At 73.3% G+C, this 25,860-nt stretch carries 27 protein-coding genes and 1 pseudogene; 26 read left to right on the top strand and 2 right to left on the bottom strand.

Annotated elements, in window-relative coordinates:
- Positions 1-63: 63 nt before the first annotated feature.
- Genes FIV44_RS33010 through FIV44_RS02215 form a run of 6 tightly spaced genes read left to right on the top strand, consistent with a single transcriptional unit; the run spans position 64 to position 5,225 of the window.
- The gene (locus tag FIV44_RS33010; protein WP_281285797.1) at positions 64-549 is read left to right on the top strand and encodes a hypothetical protein; all 486 of its coding nucleotides are present in this window, start codon (positions 64-66) and stop codon (positions 547-549) included.
- Positions 438-1,739 carry an arginine--tRNA ligase gene (argS, locus tag FIV44_RS02235; RefSeq protein WP_281285796.1) on the top strand — a complete coding sequence of 434 codons (1,302 nt, stop codon included), beginning with the start codon at positions 438-440 and terminating at the stop codon, positions 1,737-1,739. The genes FIV44_RS33010 and argS overlap by 112 nt, the downstream gene beginning before the upstream one ends.
- A complete protein-coding gene (lysA, locus tag FIV44_RS02230) occupies positions 1,739-3,139 on the top strand; it encodes a diaminopimelate decarboxylase (RefSeq protein WP_141003068.1) in 1,401 nt (466 codons plus the stop codon). The genes argS and lysA overlap by 1 nt, the downstream gene beginning before the upstream one ends.
- A gap of 56 nt (positions 3,140-3,195) precedes the next feature.
- Positions 3,196-3,558 carry a hypothetical protein gene (locus FIV44_RS02225; protein ID WP_141003067.1) on the top strand — a complete coding sequence of 121 codons (363 nt, stop codon included), beginning with the start codon at positions 3,196-3,198 and terminating at the stop codon, positions 3,556-3,558.
- A gap of 3 nt (positions 3,559-3,561) precedes the next feature.
- Positions 3,562-4,638, top strand: coding sequence for a PEP/pyruvate-binding domain-containing protein (locus tag FIV44_RS02220; RefSeq protein WP_141003066.1), 1,077 nt, complete (start codon positions 3,562-3,564; stop codon positions 4,636-4,638).
- Complete coding sequence (locus FIV44_RS02215) at positions 4,635-5,225, top strand: hypothetical protein (RefSeq protein WP_141003065.1); 591 nt, start codon at positions 4,635-4,637, stop codon at positions 5,223-5,225. Before FIV44_RS02220 ends, FIV44_RS02215 begins: the two co-directional genes overlap by 4 nt.
- 11 nt (positions 5,226-5,236) lie before the next feature.
- Here FIV44_RS02215 and soxR read toward each other — a convergent pair whose 3' ends face one another.
- The gene (gene soxR / locus FIV44_RS02210; protein ID WP_141003064.1) at positions 5,237-5,704 is read right to left on the bottom strand and encodes a redox-sensitive transcriptional activator SoxR; all 468 of its coding nucleotides are present in this window, start codon (positions 5,702-5,704) and stop codon (positions 5,237-5,239) included.
- A gap of 36 nt (positions 5,705-5,740) precedes the next feature.
- Between soxR and FIV44_RS02205 the strand changes: the two genes are divergently transcribed.
- Both FIV44_RS02205 and FIV44_RS02200 read left to right on the top strand, forming a co-directional pair.
- Positions 5,741-6,697: an alcohol dehydrogenase catalytic domain-containing protein gene (locus FIV44_RS02205; RefSeq protein WP_141003063.1), complete on the top strand. Its 957-nt coding sequence runs from the start codon at positions 5,741-5,743 to the stop codon at positions 6,695-6,697.
- Positions 6,694-8,043, top strand: a complete 1,350-nt coding sequence (locus FIV44_RS02200) for an MFS transporter (protein WP_141003062.1) — start codon at positions 6,694-6,696, stop codon at positions 8,041-8,043. Before FIV44_RS02205 ends, FIV44_RS02200 begins: the two co-directional genes overlap by 4 nt.
- Before the next feature lie 14 nt (positions 8,044-8,057).
- Here the strand turns inward: FIV44_RS02200 and FIV44_RS02195 are convergent, their stop codons facing one another.
- Positions 8,058-9,017, bottom strand: coding sequence for a GlxA family transcriptional regulator (locus FIV44_RS02195; protein ID WP_141003061.1), 960 nt, complete (start codon positions 9,015-9,017; stop codon positions 8,058-8,060).
- A 132-nt stretch (positions 9,018-9,149) separates the two neighbouring features.
- Between FIV44_RS02195 and FIV44_RS02190 the strand changes: the two genes are divergently transcribed.
- The 18 genes and pseudogenes from FIV44_RS02190 to FIV44_RS02105 all read left to right on the top strand — a co-directional run bounded on the left by FIV44_RS02190 (position 9,150) and on the right by FIV44_RS02105 (position 25,836).
- Positions 9,150-10,091: an NADP-dependent oxidoreductase gene (locus FIV44_RS02190; RefSeq protein WP_181410937.1), complete on the top strand. Its 942-nt coding sequence runs from the start codon at positions 9,150-9,152 to the stop codon at positions 10,089-10,091.
- 59 nt (positions 10,092-10,150) lie between these two features.
- Positions 10,151-11,443: pseudogene (locus tag FIV44_RS02185) on the top strand (homoserine dehydrogenase); the annotation flags it as partial.
- A 10-nt stretch (positions 11,444-11,453) separates the two neighbouring features.
- Positions 11,454-12,515 (top strand): threonine synthase, encoded by a 1,062-nt coding sequence (gene thrC / locus FIV44_RS02180; protein ID WP_141003059.1) that lies wholly within the window; start codon positions 11,454-11,456, stop codon positions 12,513-12,515.
- Positions 12,512-13,423, top strand: coding sequence for a homoserine kinase (gene thrB / locus FIV44_RS02175; RefSeq protein ID WP_141007695.1), 912 nt, complete (start codon positions 12,512-12,514; stop codon positions 13,421-13,423). Before thrC ends, thrB begins: the two co-directional genes overlap by 4 nt.
- Positions 13,424-13,577: 154 nt before the next feature.
- Positions 13,578-15,386 carry a transcription termination factor Rho gene (gene rho, locus FIV44_RS02170; RefSeq protein ID WP_181410936.1) on the top strand — a complete coding sequence of 603 codons (1,809 nt, stop codon included), beginning with the start codon at positions 13,578-13,580 and terminating at the stop codon, positions 15,384-15,386.
- A gap of 112 nt (positions 15,387-15,498) precedes the next feature.
- Positions 15,499-15,714 carry a 50S ribosomal protein L31 gene (rpmE, locus tag FIV44_RS02165; protein WP_141003058.1) on the top strand — a complete coding sequence of 72 codons (216 nt, stop codon included), beginning with the start codon at positions 15,499-15,501 and terminating at the stop codon, positions 15,712-15,714.
- Between the two features lie 157 nt (positions 15,715-15,871).
- Positions 15,872-16,945: a peptide chain release factor 1 gene (gene prfA / locus FIV44_RS02160; RefSeq protein ID WP_141003057.1), complete on the top strand. Its 1,074-nt coding sequence runs from the start codon at positions 15,872-15,874 to the stop codon at positions 16,943-16,945.
- Entirely contained in the window at positions 16,945-17,799 is an 855-nt protein-coding gene (prmC, locus tag FIV44_RS02155; RefSeq protein WP_181410935.1) for a peptide chain release factor N(5)-glutamine methyltransferase, read from the top strand. The genes prfA and prmC overlap by 1 nt, the downstream gene beginning before the upstream one ends.
- A 207-nt stretch (positions 17,800-18,006) precedes the next feature.
- On the top strand, positions 18,007-18,702 hold the full coding sequence (locus tag FIV44_RS02150) for an L-threonylcarbamoyladenylate synthase (protein ID WP_141003055.1): 696 nt from the start codon (positions 18,007-18,009) through the stop codon (positions 18,700-18,702).
- Positions 18,695-19,954, top strand: a complete 1,260-nt coding sequence (locus FIV44_RS02145; protein ID WP_141003054.1) for a glycosyltransferase family 4 protein — start codon at positions 18,695-18,697, stop codon at positions 19,952-19,954. The genes FIV44_RS02150 and FIV44_RS02145 overlap by 8 nt, the downstream gene beginning before the upstream one ends.
- A gap of 71 nt (positions 19,955-20,025) precedes the next feature.
- Positions 20,026-20,472 (top strand): hypothetical protein, encoded by a 447-nt coding sequence (locus tag FIV44_RS02140; protein ID WP_141003053.1) that lies wholly within the window; start codon positions 20,026-20,028, stop codon positions 20,470-20,472.
- A gap of 30 nt (positions 20,473-20,502) precedes the next feature.
- Positions 20,503-20,748 (top strand): AtpZ/AtpI family protein, encoded by a 246-nt coding sequence (locus FIV44_RS02135; protein WP_141003052.1) that lies wholly within the window; start codon positions 20,503-20,505, stop codon positions 20,746-20,748.
- Between the two features lie 16 nt (positions 20,749-20,764).
- The gene (gene atpB / locus FIV44_RS02130) at positions 20,765-21,562 is read left to right on the top strand and encodes a F0F1 ATP synthase subunit A (protein ID WP_246086770.1); all 798 of its coding nucleotides are present in this window, start codon (positions 20,765-20,767) and stop codon (positions 21,560-21,562) included.
- A gap of 62 nt (positions 21,563-21,624) precedes the next feature.
- On the top strand, positions 21,625-21,828 hold the full coding sequence (gene atpE, locus FIV44_RS02125) for an ATP synthase F0 subunit C (RefSeq protein ID WP_281285795.1): 204 nt from the start codon (positions 21,625-21,627) through the stop codon (positions 21,826-21,828).
- 31 nt (positions 21,829-21,859) lie between these two features.
- Positions 21,860-22,423 carry a F0F1 ATP synthase subunit B gene (locus tag FIV44_RS02120; RefSeq protein ID WP_141003051.1) on the top strand — a complete coding sequence of 188 codons (564 nt, stop codon included), beginning with the start codon at positions 21,860-21,862 and terminating at the stop codon, positions 22,421-22,423.
- Complete coding sequence (locus FIV44_RS02115) at positions 22,423-23,229, top strand: F0F1 ATP synthase subunit delta (RefSeq protein ID WP_141003050.1); 807 nt, start codon at positions 22,423-22,425, stop codon at positions 23,227-23,229. The genes FIV44_RS02120 and FIV44_RS02115 overlap by 1 nt, the downstream gene beginning before the upstream one ends.
- A gap of 51 nt (positions 23,230-23,280) precedes the next feature.
- Entirely contained in the window at positions 23,281-24,918 is a 1,638-nt protein-coding gene (gene atpA, locus FIV44_RS02110; RefSeq protein WP_141003049.1) for a F0F1 ATP synthase subunit alpha, read from the top strand.
- Between the two features lie 3 nt (positions 24,919-24,921).
- Positions 24,922-25,836, top strand: coding sequence for a F0F1 ATP synthase subunit gamma (locus tag FIV44_RS02105; RefSeq protein WP_141003048.1), 915 nt, complete (start codon positions 24,922-24,924; stop codon positions 25,834-25,836).
- Positions 25,837-25,860: the final 24 nt, after the last annotated feature.

Genomic DNA, 25,860 nt, shown 5'->3' with positions numbered 1-25,860 from the left:
TGCCGAACACTACCGGGGGATACTCCCGCGAAGGAAACCGGCACCCGCCGATACCCTGGGCGGGTGACTCCAGCGCAGCTCTCCACCACGATCGTCGACGCCCTTGCGACGCTCGTCGACCAGGGCGAGATCGCCCTGCCCGACGGCGTGCCGAGCGAGGTGACGGTGGAGCGACCGCGGCAGAAGGGGCATGGCGACTACGCGACCAATGTCGCGCTGCAGCTGGCGAAGAAGGCGGGCACCAACCCTCGGGCGCTCGGCGAGCTGCTGGCGGCCCGGCTGAAGGATGCCGACGGGATCTCCGACGTCGAGGTGGCCGGCCCGGGCTTCCTCAACATCAGTGTCGAGGCGGGCGCCCAGGGCAAGGTCGCCGCGGAGATCGTGGCGGCGGGCAAGGCGTACGGCCGCACCGAGACCCTGGGGGCCAGAAGATCGACGTGGAGTTCATCTCCGCCAACCCGACCGGCCCGCTGCACCTCGGCCACACCCGGTGGGCGGTGCTCGGCGACGCGATCGGGCGGGTGCTGGCGGCGGCGGGCGCCGACGTGACGCGGGAGTTCTACATCAACGACCGCGGCGTGCAGATGAACCACTTCGCCGACTCGATCATCGCCGCGGCGCTCGGGGAGCCCAAGCCCGAGGACGGGTACGCCGGCGCGTACATCGACGACCTCGCGAAGGCCGTCGAGGCGGCCAGCCCCGGCATCTTCCAGCTCGAGGGAGAGGAGCGGCGCGCCGCCGTACGGGCCAAGGGCTACGAGCTGCAGCTCGAGGAGCAGCAGGACCAGCTCGAGAGCTTCCACACCCACTTCGACGTGTGGTTCTCCGAGCTGTCGCTGCACGAGTCGGGCTCGGTGCCCGAGACCCTCGCCAGGCTCAAGGAGCTCGGCCACGTCTACGAGCAGGACGGCGCGCTGTGGATGCGCACCACCGACTTCGGCGACGACAAGGACCGCGTGCTCATCAAGTCCGACGGCGAGCTGACCTACTTCGCCTCCGACACCGCCTACTACCTCGACAAGCGGGCCCGGGGCTTCGAGCACTGCATCTACCTCCTCGGCGCCGACCACCACGGGTACGTCGGCCGGTTGCGCGCCATGGCGGCGTGCGTCGGCGACGACCCGGACCGGACCCTCGACGTGATGATCGGCCAGCTCGTGAAGATCCTGCGCGACGGCCAGGAGCTCAAGCTGTCGAAGCGGGCGGGCACGATCGTCACGCTCAACGAGCTCGCGGAGGAGATCGGCGTCGACGCGCTGCGCTACTCCCTGGCGCGCTACCCGGCCGACTCGCCGCTGACCCTCGACGTCGCCGAGATCACCAAGGCGTCCAACGACAACCCGGTCTACTACGTCCAGTACGCCCACGCCCGCACCTGCGCGATGATCCGCAACGCGACCGATCTCGGCATGGTCCTCCCCGACCTCGAGACCGGGTTCGACCCGGGCCTGCTCGCCCACGAGCGCGACGGGGAGCTGCTCCGGGCGCTCGCGGAGTACCCGCGCGTCGTCGCCAGCGCCGCCGAGCTGCGCGAGCCGCACCGGATCGCCCGCTACCTCGAGGACACCGCCTCGGTCTTCAACAAGTGGTACGACACCAAGGAGTGCCGGATGCTGCCGCAGGGCGACGAGCCGGTCGGCGCGGCCAACCTGGCGCGCCTGGTGCTCGTCGTCGCGACGCAGACGGTGATCGCCAACGGCCTCGACCTGCTCGGGGTCTCCGCGCCGGAGCGGATGTGATGGGACGCGTCCCACCCGGCGACTACGCCGGCACCTCGCCCGTCTGGCTGCGTGAGCCCGCGGACGTCAACGCCCTCGTGCCGGCGCTGTGGTCGTCGTCGGCCCGCAAGGACGACGACGGCGTGCTGCACGTCGGCGGGCTGGCGGTCCCGGACCTGGTCGCGAACGTCAACACGCCGGCGTACCTCCTCGACGAGGACGACTTCCGCGCGCGGGCCCGGGCGTTCCGTGACGGCTTCGCTCGCCGAGAAGACGTGCACTGGGACGTCTACTACGCGGGCAAGGCCTTCCTCTGTACGGCGGTCGCCCGGTGGGTGGCCGAGGAGGGGCTCTGCCTCGACGTGTGCAGCGACGGCGAGCTGACCGTCGCGCTGCGGGCCGGGACCGACCCCGCGCGGATCGGGTACCACGGCAACAACAAGACCGCGATGGAGCTGCGGCGGGCCGTCGACGCCGGGGTCGGCCGGATCATCGTGGACTCGTTCCACGAGATCGAGCGGGTCGCCGACGTCGCCCGCCAGCTCGGCGTGACCCAGGCGGTCATGGTCCGGGTCACCGCCGGGGTCGAGGCCCACACCCACGAGTTCATCGCGACCGCGCACGAGGACCAGAAGTTCGGCTTCTCGATCTCCTCGGGCGACGCCTTCGAGGCCGCCTCGCGGGTCCTCGCCGAGACCAGCCTCGAGCTGCGCGGCCTGCACAGCCACATCGGCTCGCAGATCTTCGACACCTCGGGCTGGGAGGTCGCCGCCCGCCGGGTGCTCGCCCTGCACGCCCGGATCGCCACCGAGCGGGGCGCGGTCCTGCCCGAGCTCGACCTCGGCGGCGGCTTCGGCATCGCCTACACCACCCAGGACGACCCGGCCGCTCCCGCGACCCTGGCCGAGGAGATCACCCGGATCGTGACGGGGGAGTGCGCGGCGCTCGGCGTCGACGTACCGCATCTGTCGATCGAGCCCGGTCGCGCCATCGTCGGCCCGGCCATGTGCACGGTCTACACCGTCGGCACCGTCAAGGAGGTCGCTCTCGACGGCGGCGCCACCCGCACCTATGTCTCGGTCGACGGCGGCATGAGCGACAACCTCCGCACGGCCCTGTACGACGCCGACTACTCGTGCACGCTGGCCTCCCGCGCGTCGGCGGCGGCGCCGGTGCTCGCTCGGGTCGTCGGCAAGCACTGCGAGTCCGGCGACATCGTGGTCAAGGACGAGTTCCTCCCCGGCGACATCGCCCCCGGCGACCTGGTCGCGGTCCCGGCCACCGGCGCCTACGGCCGCTCGATGGCCTCCAACTACAACCACGCCCTCCGCCCGCCCGTCGTCGCGGTCAAGGACGGCGCGGCACGGGTGGTCGTCCGGCGGGAGACCGTCGACGACCTGCTCGCCACCGACCTCGGCTAGGCTCCAGAAATCAACGGATTGTTGACAACGATCCGTTGATACGCTGGGCTGGGTCGATGAACCAGCTGCACGCCGCCGACCTCGACGCCCGGCGCTCCGTCCTGCGCGAGGCGGGCGCCGACCGGCTCGACCCACGGCCCTGGCAGGGCGCCGCGCCGTCGTCCGACGTCGACCTCGTCCGGTACGCCGCGTGGCGGGCCGCCGACGCCGAGGCCGACCCCGCGCTCCTCGTCGCGGGGCTCGGGCTCCTCGACGCGGCGCGGGCCGAGCTCGACCAGACGGAGGCGGCGCTCCTCTTCGCCGCCCGCGCCGCCGGGCTGACCTTCCAGCAGCTCGCGGCCGCGCTCGGCCTCGGGTCCGGGCAGGCCGCGCAGCAGCGGATGAGCCGCGTGCTCGACCGCCTCGACGGCGGGCGCTGAGCCGTGTGGCTCCCGCTGGCGGACGCCGACGACCGCTGCGGCGCCAAGGCGCGCGGCCTGCGCGCACTCGTCGAGTGGGGCTTCGCCGTCCCCGACGGGATCGTGCTGCCCGACGCCGGGACGCCCGGCTGGGAGGACGACCTCGAGCGACGGCTGCCGGCGCTCGGTCCGGGGCCGTTCGCCGTGCGCTCCTCCTCGCCGGACGAGGACGGCGCGACCGCGTCGTACGCCGGACTGTTCCGCACCGAGCTCGGCCCGCGGTGCGTGGCGGAGGTGGTCGCGGCGGTGCGCAGGGTGGCGGGCTCGGCCGCGACGGCACCGGCGCGCGTGTACGCCGCCGCGCTGGGCGTGTCGACCACCGGCGTCGTGCCGGTCATCGTCCAGCGGCTGGTGGAGCCGGAGGTCGCCGGCGTCGCCTTCGGCTGTGACCCGGTGTCCGGCGCCGAGGAGATCGTGCTGGAGGCCGTGGCCGGCCGTGGCGACCGCCTGGTCGACGGCGCCGTGACGCCCGAGCGGTGGCGGCGCACCGCGGCCGGCACCGCCCGCGAGAGCGACGGACCGGCGCTGCTCGCCCTCGACCAGGTACGACGGGTCGTGGACGCCGTCCAGCGCGTCGGCGACCTCGCGGGCGGTCCTCAGGACGTCGAGTGGGCACTGGCCTGCGACCGGCTCTGGCTGCTGCAGAGCCGGCCCGTCACCGCCCTGGTGCCCCGGTCACCTGTCGTCGCCGCTGCCACCGACGGGGACCTGCTGGCCACGGGCGTCCCGGCGAGTCCTGGCACCGTCGAGGGGACGGCGCGCGTGGTGGCCGACCTCGACGCCCACGCCGACTTCCGCGCGGACGAGGTCCTGGTCTGCCGCTCGACGTCGCCCGCCTGGCTGCCGCTGCTCGCCCGGGCGGCGGCCGTGGTCACCGAGCACGGTGGCCTGCTCGCGCACGCGGCGATCGTGGCGCGCGAGCTCGGCATCCCCGCGGTCACCGGCGCGACCGACGTGCTCGCGGCTGTCGCCGATGGCGAGCAGGTGCACGTCGACGGAACGCACGGCACCGTCCGTCGCGCGAAGCGAGGGCCCCGGTGACGGCGCCGTTCCTGCGCGTGCTCCATGCGGTCCGCACCCTGGGGTACGCCGACGCGCCGTCCGTCGCGGGACGCGCGCAGCTGCCGGCCGACGAGGCCGAGGAGCACCTGCTGGACCTGCAGGCGCGGGGCTGGGTCGCCTGGTCGTCCTTCGGCGGCGACGGCGGGTGGTCGCTGACCGAGGAGGGCCGCCGCCGCGGCGAGGCGCTGCTCGCCGAGGAGCTGGACGCGGCGGGTGCGGGGTCCGCGGTGACCGCGGCCCACGCCGCGTTCCTGGCCTGGAACGACCGGGTCGCCGCGGCCTGCACCGCCTGGCAGCTCGCCGAGCTGGGCATCGCCTCCGCGCCGGCCGATCTCGACGAGATCCTGGCCGAGCTGCGGAGCGCGGCCGCCTTCCTGGCCGGCATGGAGGCCGCGCTCGTCCGGCACCTCGACCGGTTCGGCGGCTACCACCGGCGGTTCGCGGCGGCGCTGGACGCCGCGGCCGGCGATCCGCGATGGATCACCGCGACCGACCGTCCGTCGTGCCACCGGGTGTGGTTCGAGCTGCACGAGGACCTGGTCGCCACGCTCGGCCTGCGACGCTGACCGCAAGCCCGCTACCGGGAGCGCCCGACGAGCCGGACCGGCCCGTCGCCGTACTCCTGCAGCACGTCGCCGGGATTCGCCAGCGCACACGACCGCAGGGACAGGCAGCCGCAGCCGATGCAGTCGTCGAGCGTGTCGCGCAGCCGCTCCAGCCGGTCGATCCGCTCCTCGAGGCTGCGGCGCCAGGTGCGGGAGAGACGGGTCCAGTCCGCCTTGGTCGGCGTACGGCCCTCGGGGAGCGTGGCGAGGGCGTCGCGGATCTCTGAGAGCGAGACGCCGACGCCCTGCGAGACGCGGATGAACGCGACCCGGCGCAGCACGTCGCGGTGGTAGCGGCGCTGGTTGCCGGCGGTCCGGACGCTGGTGATCAGGCCCTCCCGCTCGTAGTAGTGGAGGGCGGACACAGCCACGCCGGAGCGGTGGGCGACGTCGCCGGGGGTGAGGTCGTGACTGCGCAGCACGCGGTTGATGTCGGTCATTGACCTCAACCATAGTTCAGGTTGTCGAATGTCGTCATGCACGCGATCCGACACCACGCCTTCGGGCCCGCCGACGTCCTCCACCTCGAGCAGCTCCCCGACCTCGACCCCGCGCCCGGCCAGCTCCGGATCGCGGTCGAGGCCGCCGGGGTCCACCTGCTCGACACCTCGATCCGGTCCGGGGAGGCGTTCGGCCTCGGCGAGCCGCCGGAGCTGCCCGTGATCCCCGGCCGTGAGGTCGCCGGCGTCGTCGACCGGGTCGGCACGGGCGTCGACGAGTCGTGGCGGGGACGGCGGGTGGTCGCGCACCTCGGCTTCGCCGGCGGCGGGTACGCCGACCAGGCGGTCGTCGACGCCACCCGGGCCTACCCGCTGCCCGACCACCTCGACACCCCGACCGCGGTGGCCACGATCGGCACCGGCCGCACCGCGGCGGCGATCCTCGAGTTCGCCGGCATCGGCGCCGACGACGTCGTGGCGGTGACCTCCGCGGCCGGCGGGCTCGGCGTCCTGCTCCTCCAGGGCGTCCGCAACGCGGGCGCGGCGGCGATCGGCGTCGCCGGCGGCCCCGACAAGGTCGCCCTGGCCGCCGAGCACGGCGCGGACCCGGCGCTGGACCGTCGTACCCCCGACTGGGCGGACCGGGTCGGCGCCCTCACCGTCGTCCTCGACGGCGTCGGGGGAGAGGTCGGCCAGGCGCTGTACGACCGGCTGGTGTCGGGCGGCCGGCTGGTCCGCTACGGCTGGGCCTCCGGCGTCCAGAACGCCTACGACGACCCCGAGCGCCCGGTCGTCGACGTGCTCGGGCCGCCGATCATGAGCCGGCTCGCCGAGTTCGAGCGGTCCGCCCTCGACGCGGCGGCCGACGGCTCCCGGCTCCCGTACGTCGGCTCCGTCTTCCGGCTCGCCGACGCCGCCGCGGCGCACCGGGCGCTCGAGGACGGGGTGTCCGTCGGCAAGGTCGTCCTGCTGGTCGACCGGCCCGCCCGGTGACGGCGCTCGCCGACGCCACGACGACCTCGCCGTGGCGGGGCCGGCACGCCCGGACCACGGTCGGCGTCTTCGCGCTCGCCTTCCTCTTCGCCTTCGAGGCACTGGCCGTCGCGACCGTGATGCCGGAGGTGGCCGCCGAGCTCGACGGCCTGCGCTGGTACGCCGTCGCCTTCGCCGCCCCGCTCGCCGCCGGCGTGGTCGCCCTCGCCGCCAGCGGTCCGCAGGTCGACCGGCTCGGCCCGGGGCCTGCGCTGCGTCTCGGCCTCGTCGTCTTCTGCGCCGGCGTCGTGATCGCGGGCCTCGCCCCGAGCATGCCGGTGTTCGTGCTCGGCCGCCTCGTGCACGGGTACGGCGGCGGGGTGCTCGGCGTCGCCCTCTACGTCGTGATCGCGCAGGCCTACCCCGAGGCGATGCGCCCGCGGGTCTTCGCCGTGCTGACGACCGCCTGGGTGCTGCCCGCCCTGGTCGGCCCGGTGCTCGCCGCGCAGGTCGCCGAGCGGGTCGGCTGGCGCTGGGTCTTCCTCGGCGTGCCGGCGGTCGCCTTCGCGGCGTGGCTGCTGGTCGCCGATGCGCCCTCGCGGCGCGGCGCGGACGGCGCCGACGGCAGGAACCGCGGCCGGATGGGCTGGGCCCTCGCCGTGGCAGCGGGCGTGCTCGCGGTCAGCGTCGGCGGGCAGCAGGTCGTCGGCTGGTGGCCGGTGCTGGTCGCGGTCGGCGTGCTGGCCGCGGTGGCCGGCGGCCGCCGGGTCCTCCCGCCGGGCTCCTGGTCGCTCCGGGCCGGCCTGCCCGCGGTGCTCGGCTCCCGCGCGGCGATCGGCACCGCGATGGCGGCGGCCGAGGTCTACGTCCCGCTGCTCCTGGTCCTGCGTCGCGACCTCACCCTCGCCGGGGCCGGCTGGGTGCTCACGACCGGAGCGGTGACCTGGTCGGCCGGCGCGGTGCTGGCCGCGCGGTGGCGGCTGCTCGCCGACCAGCCCGGACGGGTCCGGACCGGCGCCGTGCTGCTCGCGACCGGGATCGCCGGATTCGCGACGGGCTCCCTCCCCGGCGTGCCCCTCGCGGTCGCCGTCGCCGCGTGGGGCGTCGCCGGCCTCGGCATCGGGATGGCCTTCTCGACGCTGTCGGTGCTCGCGCTCGCCACCGCCGCGCAGGGGGAGGAGGGGCGCACGTCGTCCGCGCTGCAGCTCAACGACTACCTCGCCAACAGCGTCGGCGTCGCCCTCGGCGGCGTGCTGTTCGCGGCCTTCGCCGACTCCGCGCCGGCGACTGCGGCCACCTGGCTGGTGCTCGCGGCGGCGGCGGTCGCCGTGCTGGCGCTGGTGCCGGCGGCCCGGCTGCGGGCCTGACCGACCTAGGTGACCTACGCGGAGGCCCGCAGCGAGAAGCGGGCCCGATACTGCTGCGGGGAGAGCCCCACCCGGTCGCGGAAGTGCTTGCGCAGCGCGGCCGCCGTACCGAACCCGGACTCCTCGGCCACCAGGTCGATCCCCGCGTCGGTCGTCTCCAGCAGCTCCTTGGCCCGCGCCACGCGGGCCTGGATCAGCCAGCTGCCGAGGGTCACGCCGGTCTCGGCGCGGAACCGCCGGGTCAGCGTCCGCACGCTGAGGCCGAAGGCGCGCGCCACCTCGTCGAGGCTCACCGGACGGTCCAGCCGGCCGAGCAGCCAGGCGCGCACCTCGGCCATCGCGCCCGCCTCGTCGGCCAGCGCCGGACGCGGCACGAACTGCGACTGCCCGCCGCCGCGGTGGGGCGGTGCCAGGGTGAGCCGGGAGACGTCCGCCGCGACGGCAGCGCCGAGGTCGCGGGCGATGATGTGCAGGGTCAGGTCGATCGCCGCCGAGGCCCCGGCCGCGGTCAGCACGTCGCCCTCGTCGACGAAGAGCTCGTCGGGCCGGAAGTCCACCCGCGGGAAGGCCGCACGGAACTCGTCGGCCGCGCACCAGTGGGTCGTCGCGGCCCGGCCGTCCAGCAGGCCGGAGGCGGCGACCGTGAAGGCGCCGGTGCAGTACGACACCACCCGCGCGGCGCCGAGGTCCGCGAGCCCGACCGGGTCGCCGGTGGTCGTGGACGTCTGCCAGGGCGGTACGACGACGGTGTCGACCTCGTCGAGGACGGACCGGTCGGCGGTCACCGCGACCGCGAAGTCGGCGGCGGTCGGCACGGGCCGGCCGTCGAGACTGCAGGTCACCACGTCGTACGCCGGGCGGCCGTCGACCTGCGCGGCGCCGAAGAAGCGCGACGCGATGCCGAGCTCGTACGGGTACACGCCGGGCAGCGCGATCACGCCGATCCGGTGGGGCGGCGGCGACACGAGCGTCATGGCCAGATCATGACACATGTCGTCCATCTGGCCACTGTTGCGCGGGCGCCACGGCCGGGAGGCTGGAGGCGGCCCGGGAGGACCGGGTCCGAGACGAGACGCGACGAAGAGCACAAGGAAGAGGAGAGGGTCATGCGCGCAGTGCGCTACACCGGTGCCGGAGCGGCGGCCGAGGTCACCGAGCTGGTGGAGGCGGCCGAGCCCGTGCCCGGCGCCGACGAGGTGCTGATCCGGGTCGGGGCCGTCGGGCTCAACCCGGTCGACGTGAAGATCCGCGCCGCCGGGGTCGACTTCGGCTCCATCGAGTACAGCCCGCTGCCGGGCTGGGACGTGGCGGGAGAGGTGGTCGCGGTCGGCGCCGCCGTGGACACGCCGGCGCCGGGCGACGCGGTCTACGGCCTGGCCCGCTTCCCGCGGGCCGCGCACACGCTGGCCGAGCTGGTCGCCGTACCGGCCGCCGATCTGGCCACCGCGCCGGCCGCGTGGAGCGTGGCTCAGCGAGGCGGCGCGCCGCTCGCGGTGCTGACCGCCTGGCACGCCCTGGAGGCGGCGGGCCTGACCGGCGACGCGAGCGGCAGGCGCGTCCTCGTCCTCGGGGGAGCGGGCGGTGTCGGCCACCTCGCCGTCCAGGTCGCGAAGGCGCGCGGGGCGTACGTCGTCGCCACGGCCAGCCCCGCCAAGCACGCCGTCCTCGCCGAGCTGGGAGCGGACGAGACGGTCGACTACCGCGACCAGGCCGCGCTGGCCGCGCTCGCACCGGTCGACGTGGTGCTGTCCACCGTCGACGAGGGCGTCCCACCGCTCGGCGCGGTCGGGGAGGGCACCGCGGTCGTCACCATCACCGGCTTCCCCGAGGGCGCCGAGGAGGCGCTGCGGGCCGCGGGCGCGTCGACCGTCGAGCGGATCATGGTGCGCGCCGACGGCCCGGCGCTGGCCGAGGTCGCCGCCCTCGCCGACGCCGGCCGGCTCACCGTGCTGGTCGACACCGAGCTCCCGCTGGCCGAGGTGGTCGCGGCGCAGGAGCGGCTGGAGACCGGCCGGGTGACCGGCAAGGTCGTCGTCACCCTGCCGTAGCCTGTCCGCGTTCTGCCGTCGGTTCCCGGCGCCGGCGCGAGCGCCGATACCCTTGCGGCGTGAACAGTCCTCTCAAGGTGGCCGTGCTCGGCTGCGGTTCCGTGGGGTCGCAGGTGGTGCGGCTGCTCGGCGAGCAGGCCGACGACCTCGCCGCCCGGGTCGGGGCACCGGTGGAGCTCGCCGGGGTCGCCGTACGACGCCTCGACGCGCCCCGCGAGGTCGACGTCCCCGCCGACCTGCTCACCACCGACGCCGCGGCGCTCGTCGCCCGCGACGACGTCGACGTCGTGATCGAGGTGATCGGCGGCATCGAGCCGGCCCGCTCCCTCATCCTCTCCGCGCTCGAGCACGGCGCCTCGGTCGTCACCGCCAACAAGGCCCTGCTCGCCGAGGACGGCGCGACGCTCTTCGAGGCGGCCGAGAAGGCCGGCCGCGACCTCTACTACGAGGCGGCCGTCGCCGGCGCCATCCCGATCCTCCGTCCGCTGCGCGAGTCGCTCGCCGGCGACAAGGTGACCCGGGTGCTCGGCATCGTCAACGGCACCACCAACTTCATCCTCGACAAGATGGACACCTCCGGCGCCGGCTTCGGCGACGCGCTCGAGGAGGCCCAGGCGCTCGGGTACGCCGAGGCGGACCCGACCGCCGACGTCGAGGGCTTCGACGCCGCCGCGAAGGCCGCGATCCTGGCCAGTCTGGCGTTCCACTCGCGCGTCACCGCCGCCGACGTCCACCGCGAGGGCATCACCGACGTCACCGCCGGCGACGTCCGCTCCGCGCGCGACATGGGCAGCGTCGTCAAGCTGCTGGCGATCGCCGAGCTGCGCGAGGACTCCGAGGGGGAGGAGGCGGTCAGCGTCCGCGTCCACCCGGCGATGATCCCGCGGTCCCACCCGCTGGCCAGCGTCCGCGAGGCCTACAACGCGGTCTTCGTCGAGTCCGAGGCCGCCGGCCAGCTGATGTTCTACGGCCCCGGCGCCGGCGGCTCGCCGACCGCGAGCGCCGTGCTCGGCGACCTGGTCACGGTCGCCCGCAACCACCGCCAGGGCACGCGCGGCGTCGGCGAGTCGGCGTACGCCGACCGGGCGGTGCTGCCGATGGGGGAGACCCGCACCCGCTACCACGTCGCGATCGACGTCGACGACCGCGCCGGCGTGCTGGCCGCGGTCGCGCACGCCTTCGCCGAGCACGGCGTCTCGATCCAGACCGTCCGCCAGGAGGGCCGGGGCAACGACGCCCAGCTCGTCGTCGTGTCGCACGAGGCGACCGATGCAGCTCTCGCCGCGACGGTCGAGCAGCTGCGGGACATGGAGATCGTCCGCGAGGTCACCTCGGTGATGCGCGTCGAGGGGCAGAAGAGCAGTGAGCGCGCATCAGTGGCGGGGCGTCATCGAGGAGTACCGCGAGCTCCTCGACATCCCGGACGACACCCCCGCGGTCACCCTGCGCGAGGGCGGCACCCCGCTGGTCCACTCCGACTGGCTCTCCGGGCTGACCGGCGCCCAGGTGTGGCTCAAGGTCGAGGGCTGCAATCCCACCGGCTCGTTCAAGGACCGCGGCATGACCACGGCCCTCTCGGTCGCCGTCCACGAGGGCGCCCAGGCCGTGGTCTGCGCGTCCACCGGCAACACGTCCGCCTCGATGGCGGCGTACGCCGCGAAGGCCGGCGTCACCCCGATCGTGCTGGTCCCCGAGGGCAAGATCGCCGCCGGCAAGATGGCGCAGGCCGTGCTCCACGGCTCGCAGGTCATCCAGGTCCGCGGCAACTTCGACGACTGTCTGCGGATGGCCCGCGAGATGGCATGGAAGTACCCCGTCGCGCTGGTCAACTCGGTCAACCCGGCCCGTCTCGAGGGCCAGAAGACCGCCGCCTTCGAGATCGTCGACTTCCTCGGCGACGCCCCCGACTTCCACCTGCTGCCGGTCGGCAACGCCGGCAACATCTCCGCCTACTGGCTCGGCTACACGCAGTACGCCGGCCTCGGCCGCGCCTCGAAGAAGCCGGTGATGCGCGGCTTCCAGGCCGAGGGTGCCGCGCCGCTGGTGACCGGCGAGCCGTTCCCCGACCCGGAGACCCGCGCGACGGCGATCCGGATCGGCAACCCCGCCTCCTGGAAGCTCGCCGAGGCGGCGCGCGACGAGTCGGGCGGCCGGTTCGCCGCGGTCTCCGACGCCCAGATCCTGGCGGCTCAGAAGGCGCTCGCGTCCCACGACGGCGTCTTCGTCGAGCCCGCGTCCGCCGCCGGCATCGCCGGACTGCTCGCCGAGCTGGAGGCGGGGGAGTCCTACCAGGGCGCCACCGTCGCCATCACCGTCACCGGCCACGGCCTCAAGGACATCGCCACCGCGCTCGAGGGACTGGTGCTGCCCGACACCGTCGTGGACGCCGACGTCGACGCCGCCGCGCAGGCAGCCGGTCTGTGACCTTCGTGCAGGGCCCGGTCCGGGTCCGGGTGCCCGCGACGTCGGCCAACCTCGGTCCCGGCTTCGACACCCTCGGCCTCGCCCTCGACCTGCACGACGAGCTGGAGGCCGAGGTCGCCGCGAGCGGCCTGCTCGTCGAGATCGGCGGGTACGGCGACGGGGAGGTCCCGCTCGACGAGCGACATCTCGTCGTCCGCGCGATGCGCGCGACCTTCGAGCGCCTCGGCAAGCAGCCCAGCGGCCTGCGGCTGTCCTGCACGAACGTCATCCCGCACGCCCGCGGGCTCGGCTCGTCCTCGGCCGCGATCGTCGGCGGTGTCTGGCTGGCCCGCGAGCTGGTCGCCGGCGGCCGGCTGCTGCTCGACGACGCCGCGCTCCTCGACCTCGCCGCCCAGCTCGAGGGACATCCCGACAACGTCGCGCCGGCGCTGCTCGGCGGCTTCGTCATCTCCGGCCAGGACGCCGACGGCTCCTTCTGGGCGGTCCCGGGCAGCGTCGACCCGCGGATCGGCGCCGTGGTGCTCGTGCCGGGCTCCCCGGTCTCGACCGAGGCCGCGCGGGGGCTGCTGCCCGCCGACGTACCCCATGCCGACGCGGCGGCGAACGCCGGCCGGGCGGCGCTCCTGGTCGCCGCACTGGCGGGCCACCCCGAGGAGCTGCTGCGGGCGACGGAGGACCGGCTGCACCAGCAGTACCGGCGCCCCGCCATGCCGGAGAGCCTCGCCCTCGTCGAGGCGCTGCGCGCGGACGGCGTCCCGGCGGTGATCTCCGGGGCCGGGCCGACCGTGCTCGCCCTCACCGACGGCCCCGGCTCGGTCACGACCTCCGAGCTGCTCGCCCGCTGCCCCGACGGCTGGGACGCGCGGGCGCTGGCGATCAGCGCCACCGGCGCCGTGGTGGTACATTGACCGTGCGTCGCACTTCTCGGCGCCTCGGCGGGCGCGTCCCGCCCTCTCTTCCAGGTCCGGCCCGGCACCGATCGGGTGGGCCTTCGCAGAACCAGACCAGTGTGCCGTCCCGCTCCGATCGGGCGCCGGGACGTGCGAGATATCTAGGACTCACGTGACAGAGACTCCCGACTCCACCGCGCCCGCCGCGCCCGCCAAGACGGCCCCGAAGAAGCGCGCGGGTGGACTCAACGCCATGCTGCTCGCCGACCTCAAGGCGATGGCGAACGGCATGGGCATCCCCGGCGCCGGCTCGATGAAGAAGGCCGCGCTCGTCGACGCGATCAAGGCCGCCCAGGCCGGGTCGTCGGCGCAGCGCAGCGCTCCCGCCGCTCGGGCGGAGAAGCCCAAGGCCGAGCAGCCCAAGGCTGAGCAGCCGAAGGCTGAGCAGCCGAAGGCCGAACAGCCCAAGGCCGAACAGCCCAAGGCCGAACAGCCCAAGGCCGAACAGCCCAAGGCCGAACAGCCCAAGGCCGAACAGCCCAAGGCGCAGCAGGGCAAGCAGCAGGACCCGAAGCAGCAGGACCAGCGCAAGGCCGACGAGCCGAAGGCCCAACAGCAGCCCAAGGGCGGCCAGCGCCAGGGCAAGCAGGACGGCCAGGGCAAGCAGCAGGACCGCCCGAAGCAGCAGGATCAGAGGCAGCAGGACCAGCCGAAGCCCGACGCCGCCCGCGACGGCGACGACGCGGACGATGCCGACGGCGAGGGCGGCGAGGGCGGCAGCCGCCGCAACCGGCGCCGCCGCGGCCGGGACCGCGACCGGGCCAACCGGACCAGCCGCGAGCCCGACACGGAGGTCCGCGAGGACGACGTCCTGGTGCCCGCGGCCGGCATCCTCGACGTCCTCGACAACTATGCGTTCGTCCGCACCGGCGGCTACCTCGCCGGGCCCGACGACGTCTACCTGTCGCTCTCGATGGTCCGCAAGTACGGTCTGCGCCGCGGCGACGCCGTCACCGGCCAGGTCCGCCAGCCCCGCGAGGGCGAGCGCCGCGAGAAGTTCAACCCGATGGTCCGCATCGATTCGGTCAACGGCGTCGACCCGGAGCAGGCGCGGAACCGGGTCGAGTTCACCCAGCTCACGCCGGTGTCGCCGACCGAGCGGCTCCGCCTGGAGACCGGCCCGGACGACCTGACCGGACGCCTCATCGACATGGCGGCGCCCGTCGGCAAGGGCCAGCGCGGCCTCATCGTCTCGCCCGCGCGGGCCGGCAAGACCACGCTGCTGCAGTCGGTCGCCAACGCGATCACGGCCAACAACCCCGAGTGCCACCTCATGGTCGTCCTCGTCGACGAGCGGCCCGAGGAGGTCACCGACTTCGAGCGCTCGATCAAGGGCGAGGTCATCGCCAGCACCTTCGACCGGCCGGCCGCCGACCACACCACCGTGGCCGAGCTGGCCGTCGAGCGGGCCAAGCGGCTGGTCGAGCTGGGCCACGACGTCGTCGTACTCCTCGACGGCCTGACCCGACTCGGCCGCGCCTACAACCTCGCCGCCCCCGCGAGCGGCCGGATCCTGTCCGGCGGCGTCGACTCCTCGGCGCTGTTCCCGCCGAAGCGGTTCTTCGGCGCGGCCCGCAACATCGAGAACGGCGGCTCGCTGACCATCCTCGCCACCGCGGTCGTCGACTCCGGATCCCGCGTCGACGAGGTGATCTTCGAGGAGCTCCGCGGCACCGAGAACCTCGAGCTGCGACTGCGCAGCGACTTCGCCGAGAAGCGGCTGTTCCCCGCCATCGACCTGGTCGCCTCCGGCACCCGCCGCGAGGAGCTGCTGCTCGGCAAGGAGGAGCTCGAGATCATCTGGAAGCTCCGCCGCGAGCTGGCCGAGGGCGACCGCACCGAGGCGCACGCCGCCCTCCTGCAGCGCCTGCGCAACAGCCGGACCAACTACGAGTTCCTGCTGCGCGTCCAGCGCGACTGAGCACCCGCCGCCGGGCATTTGGGCGGCGTGCCCGGCGCCCGTAGAATCGTCTGTTGGCTCCGGTTCACGCCCCGCAACCCGCGCGGCGACCCGGACCCCGTGAGAGGACACCATGAAGAAGGACATCCACCCCGAGTACGTCGTGACCCAGGTGACCTGCACCTGCGGCGCGTCGTTCACCACCCGCAGCACCGCGACCTCCGGCACCATCCACGCCGACGTCTGCTCGCAGTGCCACCCGTTCTACACCGGCAAGCAGAAGATCCTCGACACCGGCGGCCGCGTCGCCCGCTTCGAGGCCCGCTACGCCAAGGCTGCCAAGAAGTAGCTGCCTCCGAGCGCCGGTCCGTCCCCGTGGGGTGGGCCGGCGCTCGTCATTTGCCGCGGACTTGTCAGGTGTTTCATGCGCTTGTCAGGGGTTGCAACCCCTGACAAGCGCATGAATCCCCGGACATCCGGGGATTCATGCACCCGAAGGAGCCCAGGTGTTCGAAGCCGTCGAGGGCATGCTCACCGAGCACGCCGAGCTGGAGAAGCGGCTCGCGCTGCCGGAGACCCACGCCGACGCCCGGCTGGCGCGCACCCTCAACCGCCGCTACGCCGAGCTCAACGCGGTGATCGCGACCTGGCGGGAGTGGCAGCGGTACGCCGAGGACGCCGACGCCGCACGCGAGCTGGCCGCCGACGACCCGGCCTTCGCGGAGGAGGTCGACTCCCTCCTCGACCAACGCGAGGAGGCCGCCGAGCGGCTGCGCCGGCTGCTCGTGCCGCGCCACCCCGCCGATGACAAGGACGTGCTGCTCGAGGTGAAGTCGGGGGAGGGCGGCGAGGAGAGCGCGCTCTTCGCCGGCGACCTGCTGCGCATGTACACCCGATACGCCGAGCGCCGCGGCTGGAAGACCGAGATCCTCGACGCCACCGAGTCCGACCTGGGCGGCTACAAGTCCGTCACGGTGGCGGTGAAGAGCACCGGCAGCCCGGAGGCCGGGCAGACGCCGTACGCGCTGCTCAAGTTCGAGGGTGGCGTGCACCGCGTGCAGCGGGTGCCCGTCACGGAGTCGCAGGGCCGGATCCACACCAGCGCTGCCGGCGTGCTCGTCATGCCGGAGGCCGAGCAGGTCGACGTCGAGATCAACGACGCCGACCTGCGCATCGACGTCTTCCGTTCCTCGGGCCCGGGCGGGCAGAGCGTCAACACGACCGACTCGGCCGTGCGGATCACCCACCTCCCGACCGGCATCGTGGTCAGCTGCCAGAACGAGAAGTCGCAGCTGCAGAACAAGGAGCAGGCGCTGCGCATCCTGCGCGCCCGGCTGCTCCAGGCCGCGCAGGAGGCCGCGGACGCCGAGGCCAGCGACGCCCGGCGCAGCCAGGTCCGCACCGTCGACCGCTCGGAGCGGATCCGCACCTACAACTTCCCGGAGAACCGGATCTCCGACCACCGCACCGGCTACAAGGCCTACAACCTCGACCAGGTGCTCGACGGCGACCTCCAGCCGGTCCTCGACTCCTGCGTGGAGGCCGACCTGGCGGCCCGCTTGGCCGCCCTCGAGGACTGATGAGCGCGACCCGACAGCTGCTCCGCGACGCCGCCGACCGGCTCCGCGCCGCCGGCGTCGCCAGCCCCGAGCACGACGCCGCCGAGCTGCTCGCCCACGTCCTCGGCACCACCCGGGGTCAGCTCCTCCTCGCCCCCGAGATCGGCGACGACCAGCAGCAGCGGTACGACGACCTGCTGGCCCGCCGCGCCGCGCGCGAGCCGCTGCAGCACCTCACCGGCACCGCCGCCTTCCGCCACGTCGAGGTCGCCGTCGGCCCGGGGGTGTTCGTCCCGCGTCCGGAGACCGAGCTCCTGGCCGGCTGGGCGATCGAGCACGCCGCCGCGATCACGGCGGCAGGGGAGACGCCGGTCGTGGTCGACCTGTGCACGGGCTCGGGGGCGATCGCGAAGGCGATCAAGGACGAGGTCCCCGCGGCCGACGTCCATGCCGTCGAGCTGGATCCGCCCGCCCACGCCTGGGCCGAGCGCAATCTGGCCGGCACCGGCGTCGACCTCCGGCTCGGCGACCTCGCCACCGCGTTCGAGGACCTCGCCGGACAGGTCGACGTGCTGGTCAGCAACCCGCCCTACGTCCCGCTGGAGGCGTGGGAGTCGGTGGCCGTCGAGGCCCGGGACCACGACCCCCATCTCGCCCTCTTCTCCGGCGACGACGGACTCGACGCGATCCGGGTGCTCGCCCGGCGCGGCCTGGTCCTGCTGCGCCCCGGCGGTGTCGTCGGCGTCGAGCACGCCGACGCCCAGGGCGAGTCCGCGCCGGCGGTGTTCAGCGACGGGGCCCGTTGGGAGAAGGTGCGCGACCACCGCGACCTCGCCGGCCGGCCGCGCTTCCTCACGGCACGCCGCCCACGCTGACCCCGCGGCCGAGTGCGAGGATGGACTAGTGGTCATCTCCGGAAGCCCTTCGTGTGTCCCGCACCCCGGGCGCGCACCTGGCGGCGTTGGCGTCGCTCGGAATACAACCCGGCATGCCGTCGCTCCGCCGCCTTGCCCTGCACGCACCCGGGGGCCACTTCGTTCAGACCCGGGCCACCCCCGAACGGCTCCCGGAGATGACCACCGGTGAGTGCCGAGCGGTTCCCGACCCAGACCGACGAGGAGCGCGAGGCGGCGCTGGACGCGGCGAGCCGTGCCGTCCGCCTGGGCCGCCTGGTCGTGATCCCGACCGACACCGTCTACGGCGTCGGCGCGGACGCCTTCGACCCCGAGGCCGTGGCCCGGCTGCTGGCCGCCAAGGGCCGGGGCCGCGAGATGCCGCCGCCCGTGCTCGTCGGCACCAAGGGCACCCTCGAGGCGCTCGCGACCCGGGTGCCGTCGTACGTCGCCCCGCTGGTCGAGCGGTTCTGGCCCGGCGCGCTGACCATCGTGTGCCACCAGCAGCCCTCGCTGCAGTGGGACCTGGGGGAGACCCGCGGCACCGTCGCCATCCGGATGCCCGACCACGTGCTGGCCCGCGAGCTGCTCGACCGGACCGGCCCCCTCGCGGTCAGCTCCGCCAACCTCTCGGGCAGCCCCGCCGCCCTCGACGCGGACGCGGCGCTGGAGATGCTCGGCGAGGCGGTCGCCGTGGTCGTCGACGGCGGCAGCTCCCCGGGCGGGGTGGCCTCGACCATCGTCGACGCCACCAGCGACCGGCCGCGGCTGCTGCGGGCCGGCGCCGTCGCGGTCGCGGACCTCGACGCCGCGCTGGCCGACCTCGGCGTGACCGTCGAGGTCGAGCCGGACGGGGAGCAGGAGGCCGAGCCCGCCGATGCGTGAGTACCTCGTCGTCTTCCTCGTCGCCGCGATCGTCACCTACCTGCTGACGGTGGTCGCCCGGGAGATCGCGATCCGCACCGGGGCGGTCGCCAAGGTCCGCGACCGTGACGTCCACGCCGAGCCGATCCCCTATCTCGGCGGGCTCGCGATGCTCGGCGGCCTGTGGGCGGCGTACGTCGTGGCCCAGCAGCTCCCGTTCCTGAGCACCCGCAACCCCTTCTCGGGCGACGCGCTCTCGGTGCTCGTCGCGGGGACCCTGGTCTGCGCGGTCGGCGTGATCGACGACATCTTCGACCTCGACGCGCTCACCAAGTTCGGCGGCCAGGTGCTCGCCGTCGGCGTGCTCGTCTACGCCGGCATCCAGTTCAAGTACTTCTACCAGGCCACGGGCGAGGTCTTCGCCCTCGACACCGGCCAGGGCGCGCTGCTCACGGCGTTCGTCGTGCTCGCGACCGTCAACGCCGTGAACTTCATCGACGGCCTCGACGGGCTCGCCGCCGGCGTCATCGGCATCAGCGCGTCGGCGTTCTTCCTCTTCTGCTACGCGCTGTCCTATCTCAACGACGTCAGCCGCGCGACGACCGGCGCGCTGCTGTCGGCCGCGCTGGCCGGCGCCTGCGTCGGCTTCCTGATCCACAACTTCCACCCGGCGCGGCTGTTCATGGGGGACAGCGGCTCGATGCTGATCGGCCTGGTGCTCTCCGCCACGGCCATCACCATCACCACCCAGTTCGCACCCGGCGACCTCGCCCAGGGCGCCGACGGCACCCGCTCCAGCCTGCTGCCCGTCCTGCTGCCGTTCGCGCTGCCGATCCTGATCCTGATCGTCCCGCTGGGCGACCTGGTCCTGGCCGTCGTACGACGCACCCGGGCGGGCCGCTCCCCGTTCGCCCCGGACAAGCAGCACCTCCACCACCGGCTGCTCGAGATCGGCCACTCCCACCGCCGGGCGGTGATCATCATGTGGCTGTGGGCGGGCCTGATCGCCTTCGGGGTGGTCCTGGCCAGCGTGTTCACCGGCCCGGTCGTGTGGACCGGTCTCGGCGTCAGCCTGGTGGTGACCGTCGCGCTGACCTTCGCCCTGCCCCACGTGAACGACCCCGCCGAGTCCGCGGAGCCTGCCGACCCGGCCGAGCCCGCCGACCCAGCCGACCCAGCCGACCCGGTCGACCCGGTCGACCCGGTCGACCCCGCCGAGACCGCCGAGACCGCCGGGAGCACCCCCGATTCGGAGCCCTCCGGGACTTTGTGATAACTTTCACGAACTCCGGAGAGCAGTCTCCGGGGACCCGCCCAGGACGCACCCGAGCAGGACGGCCGCCAATGCTGACGACCGAGACCCGGACCCGCCGCGTGGTGATGCGTGCGGCCCTGGTGGCCGCCGTCGCCGCGGTGCTCCTCGTCCTGGTCGCGGCCCTCGCCGTCGGCTCCTCGGCCGCGGCCGGTGCCGCCGTCGGAGGGGCGATCGCGGTGGGCGTCTTCGCCTTCGGCTCCTTCGCCGTCGAGCTGGTGTCCCGGGTGATGCCGGCCGCCTCGCTGCTGTTCGCGATGCTCACCTACACCTTCCAGGTGGCGCTCATGGCGCTGCTCTTCGTCGCCCTCCACCGGTCCGGTCTGCTGGACGGCGCGCTCGACAGCACGTGGGTCGGGATCGCCATCATCCTCGGCGCGTTCGTGTGGATGACGGTGCAGATCGTGCTCGCCACGACGGCCCGGATCCCGGCCTTCGAGCCGCGTCCCGCGGCCCCGTCCGAGGGCGGTGCGCGATGACCATCTGCGGCTGCTATTGTCCGGGTCGCAATGAGTCAGCCCGAGGAGAAGCCCCAGGGCGATCCGTGGCATGCGTTCGGCTACATCGTGGCCGGAGTCGCTTTCTACGGCTTCCTCGGCTGGCTGGCGGACCGGTGGCTGGACACCACGTTCCTCGTCGCGATCGGCATCCTCGTGGGTGCCGCGCTGGGGATCTACCAGACTGCCATGCGGTTCCGCACCGAGTCGCCAGATCCGCCCGACAGCCCGAAGCCCGAACGTACCGACGAGCAGTGACCGCAGAGGAGACCTGGTGATCACCGCAGCCAGCGCCACCATCGCCGCCGAGAGCGGGGAGTCGTTCCACGCGCCCGGCCCGAGCATCTTCGACCTGCCGGGCATCGCCGGCAGCGAGGTCACCAAGCCGATGGTGCAGCTCCTGCTCGCCGCGATCCTCGTGTTCGGCTTCTTCTACCTCGCCTCCCGCAAGCGGGCGCTGGTGCCCGGCAAGCTGCAGTTCGCCGGCGAGGGCGCCTACGGCTTCGTCCGCAACGGCGTCGGCCGCGACATCATCGGCAGCCACGACTTCCAGAAGTTCGTGCCCTATCTCGTCACGATCTTCTTCTTCATCCTGGTCAACAACCTGTTCGCCACGATCCCGTTCATCCAGTTCCCGACCTTCAGCCGGGCCGGCATGGCCTACGCGCTGGCGGGGCTGTCGTGGGTCATCTACAACGCGGTGGGCATCGCCAAGCACGGCCCCATCGGCTACCTCAAGCTGCAGAGCGTCCCCTCGGGCGTCAGCCCCGTGATGTACCCGCTGCTGGTGCCGCTGGAGTTCTTCTCCAACATCCTGGTCCGCCCGGTCACGCTGGCCCTGCGTCTGTTCTGCAACATGTTCGCCGGCCACATCCTGCTGGTCCTCTTCGCCACCGGCGGCTTCCACCTCATCCTCGAGTACGGCGGCATCGGCTACGTGGCCGGCCCGCTCGCGCTCGTGCTGGCCGTCGTCGTGAGCTTCCTGGAGATCCTGATCCAGTTCCTCCAGGCCTACGTGTTCGTCCTCCTCAACGCCATGTACATCCAGGGCGCGCTCGCCGACGAGCACTGAGCTCCACCAGGAACCACCCCACCACCAACCGCAGTAGCAGTAACAACCGAAAGGAAGAAGCCGTGGAAGGCTCCGCAAACATGATCGGTTACGGCCTGGCCGCCATCGGCCCGGGTATCGGCATCGGTCTCATCTTCGCCGCGTACATCAACGGCGTCGCCCGCCAGCCCGAGGCGCAGAGCCGTCTCCAGTCGATCGCGATCCTCGGCTTCGCGCTCGCCGAGGCGCTCGCGATCATCGGTATCGCGCTCGCCTTCGTGCTCTGACCCACGCAGTTCGTACCGAAGGGCCTGCAAGATGCAGTCATTCCTGATTCTCGCCGCGGCGGAGGGGGAGGAGCACAACCCGCTCGTCCCGGTGTGGCAAGAGGTCGTCATCGCCCTCGTCGTCTTCGCCATCCTCTTCTTCGCCATCAAGAAGTTCGTCGTCCCGAACTTCGAGAAGACGTTCGCCGAGCGCTCCTCGGCGATCGAGGGCGGCATCGCCGCGGCTGCCACCAAGCAGGCCGAGGCGGACGCCAAGCTGGCCGAGCTCGAGCAGCAGCTCGCCGAGGCCCGGCACGAGGCCGCGCGCATCCGTGAGGAGGCGCGCGAGCAGGGGGCCGCGATCGTGGCCGAGATGCGGGAGCAGGCCCAGGCCGAGTCCACCCGCATCGTCGAGCACGGCAAGGCCCAGATCGAGGCCGAGCGCCAGCAGGCGGTCACCTCGCTGCGTGCCGAGGTCGGCACCCTCGCGACCGGTCTCGCCGGCCGGATCGTCGGCGAGTCGCTGGAGGACGACGCCCGCCAGGCGCGCGTCATCGAGCGGTTCCTCGCCGACCTCGAGACGGCCGACGCCTCCGACGCGGGCAAGGACGCCTGATGGTGTCCTTCCGCGCTGCCTCCGCAGACGCCATGGCCGCCCTCACCGACCAGGTCGGTGGGGTGGCCGAGGCGTCCGCCTCGGCGGTGGCCGGCGACCTGTTCTCCGCGGCCCGCACGCTGCGGGCCGAGGCGTCGCTGCGCCGGGTCGTGACCGACCAGTCGGTCCCGGCCGCGGCCCGCTCGGGCCTCATCGGCGACCTGTTCACCGGCAAGGTCGACGCCGCCACGGTCGCTCTGCTGCGCGACGCCGCCGGTCGCCGCTGGACCCGCACCGGCGACCTCGCCGACGCCCTGGAGCAGCTGGGGGTGGTGGCCGCCGTCCGGTCGGTCGGGCTCCAGGCCGGCACGCTCGTCGACGAGCTGTTCGCCGTGCGCCAGCTGGTCACCGGCAACAGCGACCTGCGCAACGCCCTCTCGGACCCGGTCCGCTCGGCGGCCGACAAGGGCGCCCTCGTCGACACCCTGCTCGCGGGCAAGGTGCTCCCGGCGACCGTGCAGCTGGTCAAGCAGGCGCTGTCCGGGTCGTACCGGACCGTCGTCGCCGCGCTCGAGGACTATGAGCGCACGGCCGCGCAGGTGCAGGGTGAGGGTGTGGCCACCGTCCACGTCGCCCGCCCGCTCTCCGAGGCCGACCAGCAGCGCCTCGGGTCCGCACTGACGCGCCAGTACGGCCGCCCGGTGCACCTCAACGTCGTCGTCGACCCCGCCGTGCTCGGCGGCGTCCGGGTCGAGATCGGCGACGATGTCATCGACGGCACCGTCCTGAGCCGCCTGGACGACGCCCGCCGCAAGATCGCCGGCTGACCGCCGCACCCCACGACCTCACAGCTGTAGACAAGAGAGAAGGCACCAGAGATGACGGAACTCTCCATCCGTCCGGACGAGATCCGCGACGCCCTCGCCAAGTACGTCGCGGACTTCCAGCCCGCCGCGGCGAGCAAGGAAGAGGTCGGCACCGTCGCCTCGGCTGCCGACGGCATCGCCCGCGTCGCCGGCCTCCCGTCGGCCATGGCCAACGAGCTCCTCGAGTTCGAGGACGGCACGCTCGGCCTCGCGCTCAACCTCGAGGACCGCGAGATCGGTGTCGTCGTCCTCGGTGACTTCGACAAGATCGAGGAGGGCCAGACGGTCCGCCGTACCGGCGAGATCCTCTCGGTCCCCGTCGGCGAGGGCTACCTCGGCCGCGTGGTCGACCCGCTCGGCAAGCCGATCGACGGCCTCGGCGAGATCGCCACCGACGGCCGCCGCGCCCTCGAGCTCCAGGCCCCCGGCGTGATGGCCCGCAAGTCGGTCCACGAGCCGCTCGCCACCGGCATCAAGGCCATCGACTCGATGACCCCGATCGGCCGCGGCCAGCGCCAGCTGATCATCGGCGACCGCGCCACCGGCAAGACCACGGTCGCGATCGACACGATCATCAACCAGAAGCAGAACTGGGAGTCGGGCGACCCGACCAAGCAGGTCCGCTGCATCTACGTCGCCGTCGGCCAGAAGGGCTCGACCATCGCCTCCGTGCGCGGTGCCCTCGAGGAGGCCGGCGCCCTGGAGTACACCACGATCGTGGCGGCTCCGGCGTCCGACAGCGCGGGCTTCAAGTACCTCGCCCCCTACACCGGCTCGGCCATCGGCCAGCACTGGATGTACGACGGCAAGCACGTCCTGATCGTGTTCGACGACCTGACCAAGCAGGCCGAGGCCTACCGCGCCGTGTCGCTGCTGCTGCGCCGCCCGCCGGGCCGCGAGGCGTACCCCGGTGACGTCTTCTACCTGCACTCCCGCCTGCTGGAGCGCTGCGCGAAGCTCTCCGACGAGCTCGGCGCCGGCTCGATGACCGGCCTGCCGATCATCGAGACCAAGGCCAACGACGTCTCGGCGTTCATCCCGACCAACGTCATCTCGATCACCGACGGCCAGATCTTCCTGCAGTCGGACCTGTTCGCGGCCAACCAGCGCCCGGCCATCGACGTCGGCATCTCGGTCTCCCGCGTGGGCGGTGCCGCGATGACCAAGGCGATGAAGGCCGTCACCGGCTCGCTCAAGGTCGACCTCGCGCAGTACCGCGCCATGGAGGCCTTCGCGATGTTCGCCTCCGACCTCGACGCCGCGTCGAAGCAGCAGCTGGCCCGCGGCCAGCGGCTGATGGCACTGCTCAAGCAGCCGGCCTACTCGCCGTACCCGCTGGCGGACATGACCGTGTCGCTGTGGCTGGGCACGTCGGGTCGCCTCGACGTGGTCGACACCGGTGACGTGCTCCGCTTCGAGCGCGAGTTCCTCGACTACCTGCACCGCTCGCACGACGGCATCCTGGCCGCGATCCGCGAGACGCAGAAGTTCGAGGACGAGGACGGCCTCGCCGCCGCCTACGACACCTTCCTGACCCAGTTCGAGACCTCCGAGGGCGGCAGCATCAAGGTCGGGCACGAGCCCGAGGCCGAGGCGCTGGCCGACGACGAGCTCGAGCAGGAGCAGATCGTCAAGCAGAAGCGGGGCTGACGCATGGCCGTATCGCTGCGTGAGTACCGCGCGCGGATCAAGTCGACGGAGTCGATGAAGAAGATCACGCGCGCCATGGAGCTCATCGCTGCGTCCCGGATCATCAAGGCGCAGCAGCGGGCGCAGGCGGCAGCGCCGTACGCCCGGGAGCTGACCCGTGCGGTGTCGGCGGTGGCGACCTTCTCGAACGTCGACCACCCGCTGACCCGCGAGGAGGAGAATCCCAAGCGCGCCGCCGTCCTGGTCATCACCAGCGACCGCGGCCTTGCCGGCGCCTACTCCTCGAGCGTCATCAAGGAGACCGAGCGGCTCGCCGAGCGGCTGCGCGCCGAGGGCAAGGAGCTCGACTTCTACCTCGCCGGACGCAAGGCGGAGGCGTACTTCAAGTTCCGCCAGCGTCCGTACGTCGAGGCCTGGACCGGGTTCTCCGACCAGCCGACCTACGACAAGGCCGCCGAGATCGGCTCGGCGCTGATCGCGGCGTTCCTCAAGGAGCAGGGCGAGGAGGGCGACGTGGACGAGGTCCATGTCGTCTACACCCGCTTCCGCTCGATGCTCACCCAGGAGCCGACCGCGATCCGCCTGCTGCCGCTGGAGGTCGTCGAGGGCGAGGAGGCCCCCGAGGACGACGAGCTGCTGCCGCTGTACGAGTTCGAGCCGTCGGCCGCCCAGGTGCTCGACGGCCTGCTGCCGCAGTACGTCCAGAGCCGGATCTTCTACGCCCTCCTGCAGGCGGCGGCCTCCGAGCTCGCCGCCCGCCAGAAGGCCATGAAGTCCGCGACGGACAATGCCGAGGAGCTGATCAAGAAGCTCACCCGAATCGCCAACCAGGCGCGCCAGGCGGGCATCACCCAGGAGATCAGCGAGATCGTCGGCGGCGTGAACGCGCTCGCCGACGCCCAGGCTGCGAACGACTGACCCCACCAGAGAAAACACCAAACG

The sequence above is a fragment of the Nocardioides humi genome, assembly GCF_006494775.1.
In the GTDB taxonomy this organism is placed as follows: Bacteria; Actinomycetota; Actinomycetes; order Propionibacteriales; family Nocardioidaceae; genus Nocardioides; species Nocardioides humi.
This window is presented reverse-complemented; position numbering and strand designations above follow the sequence as displayed.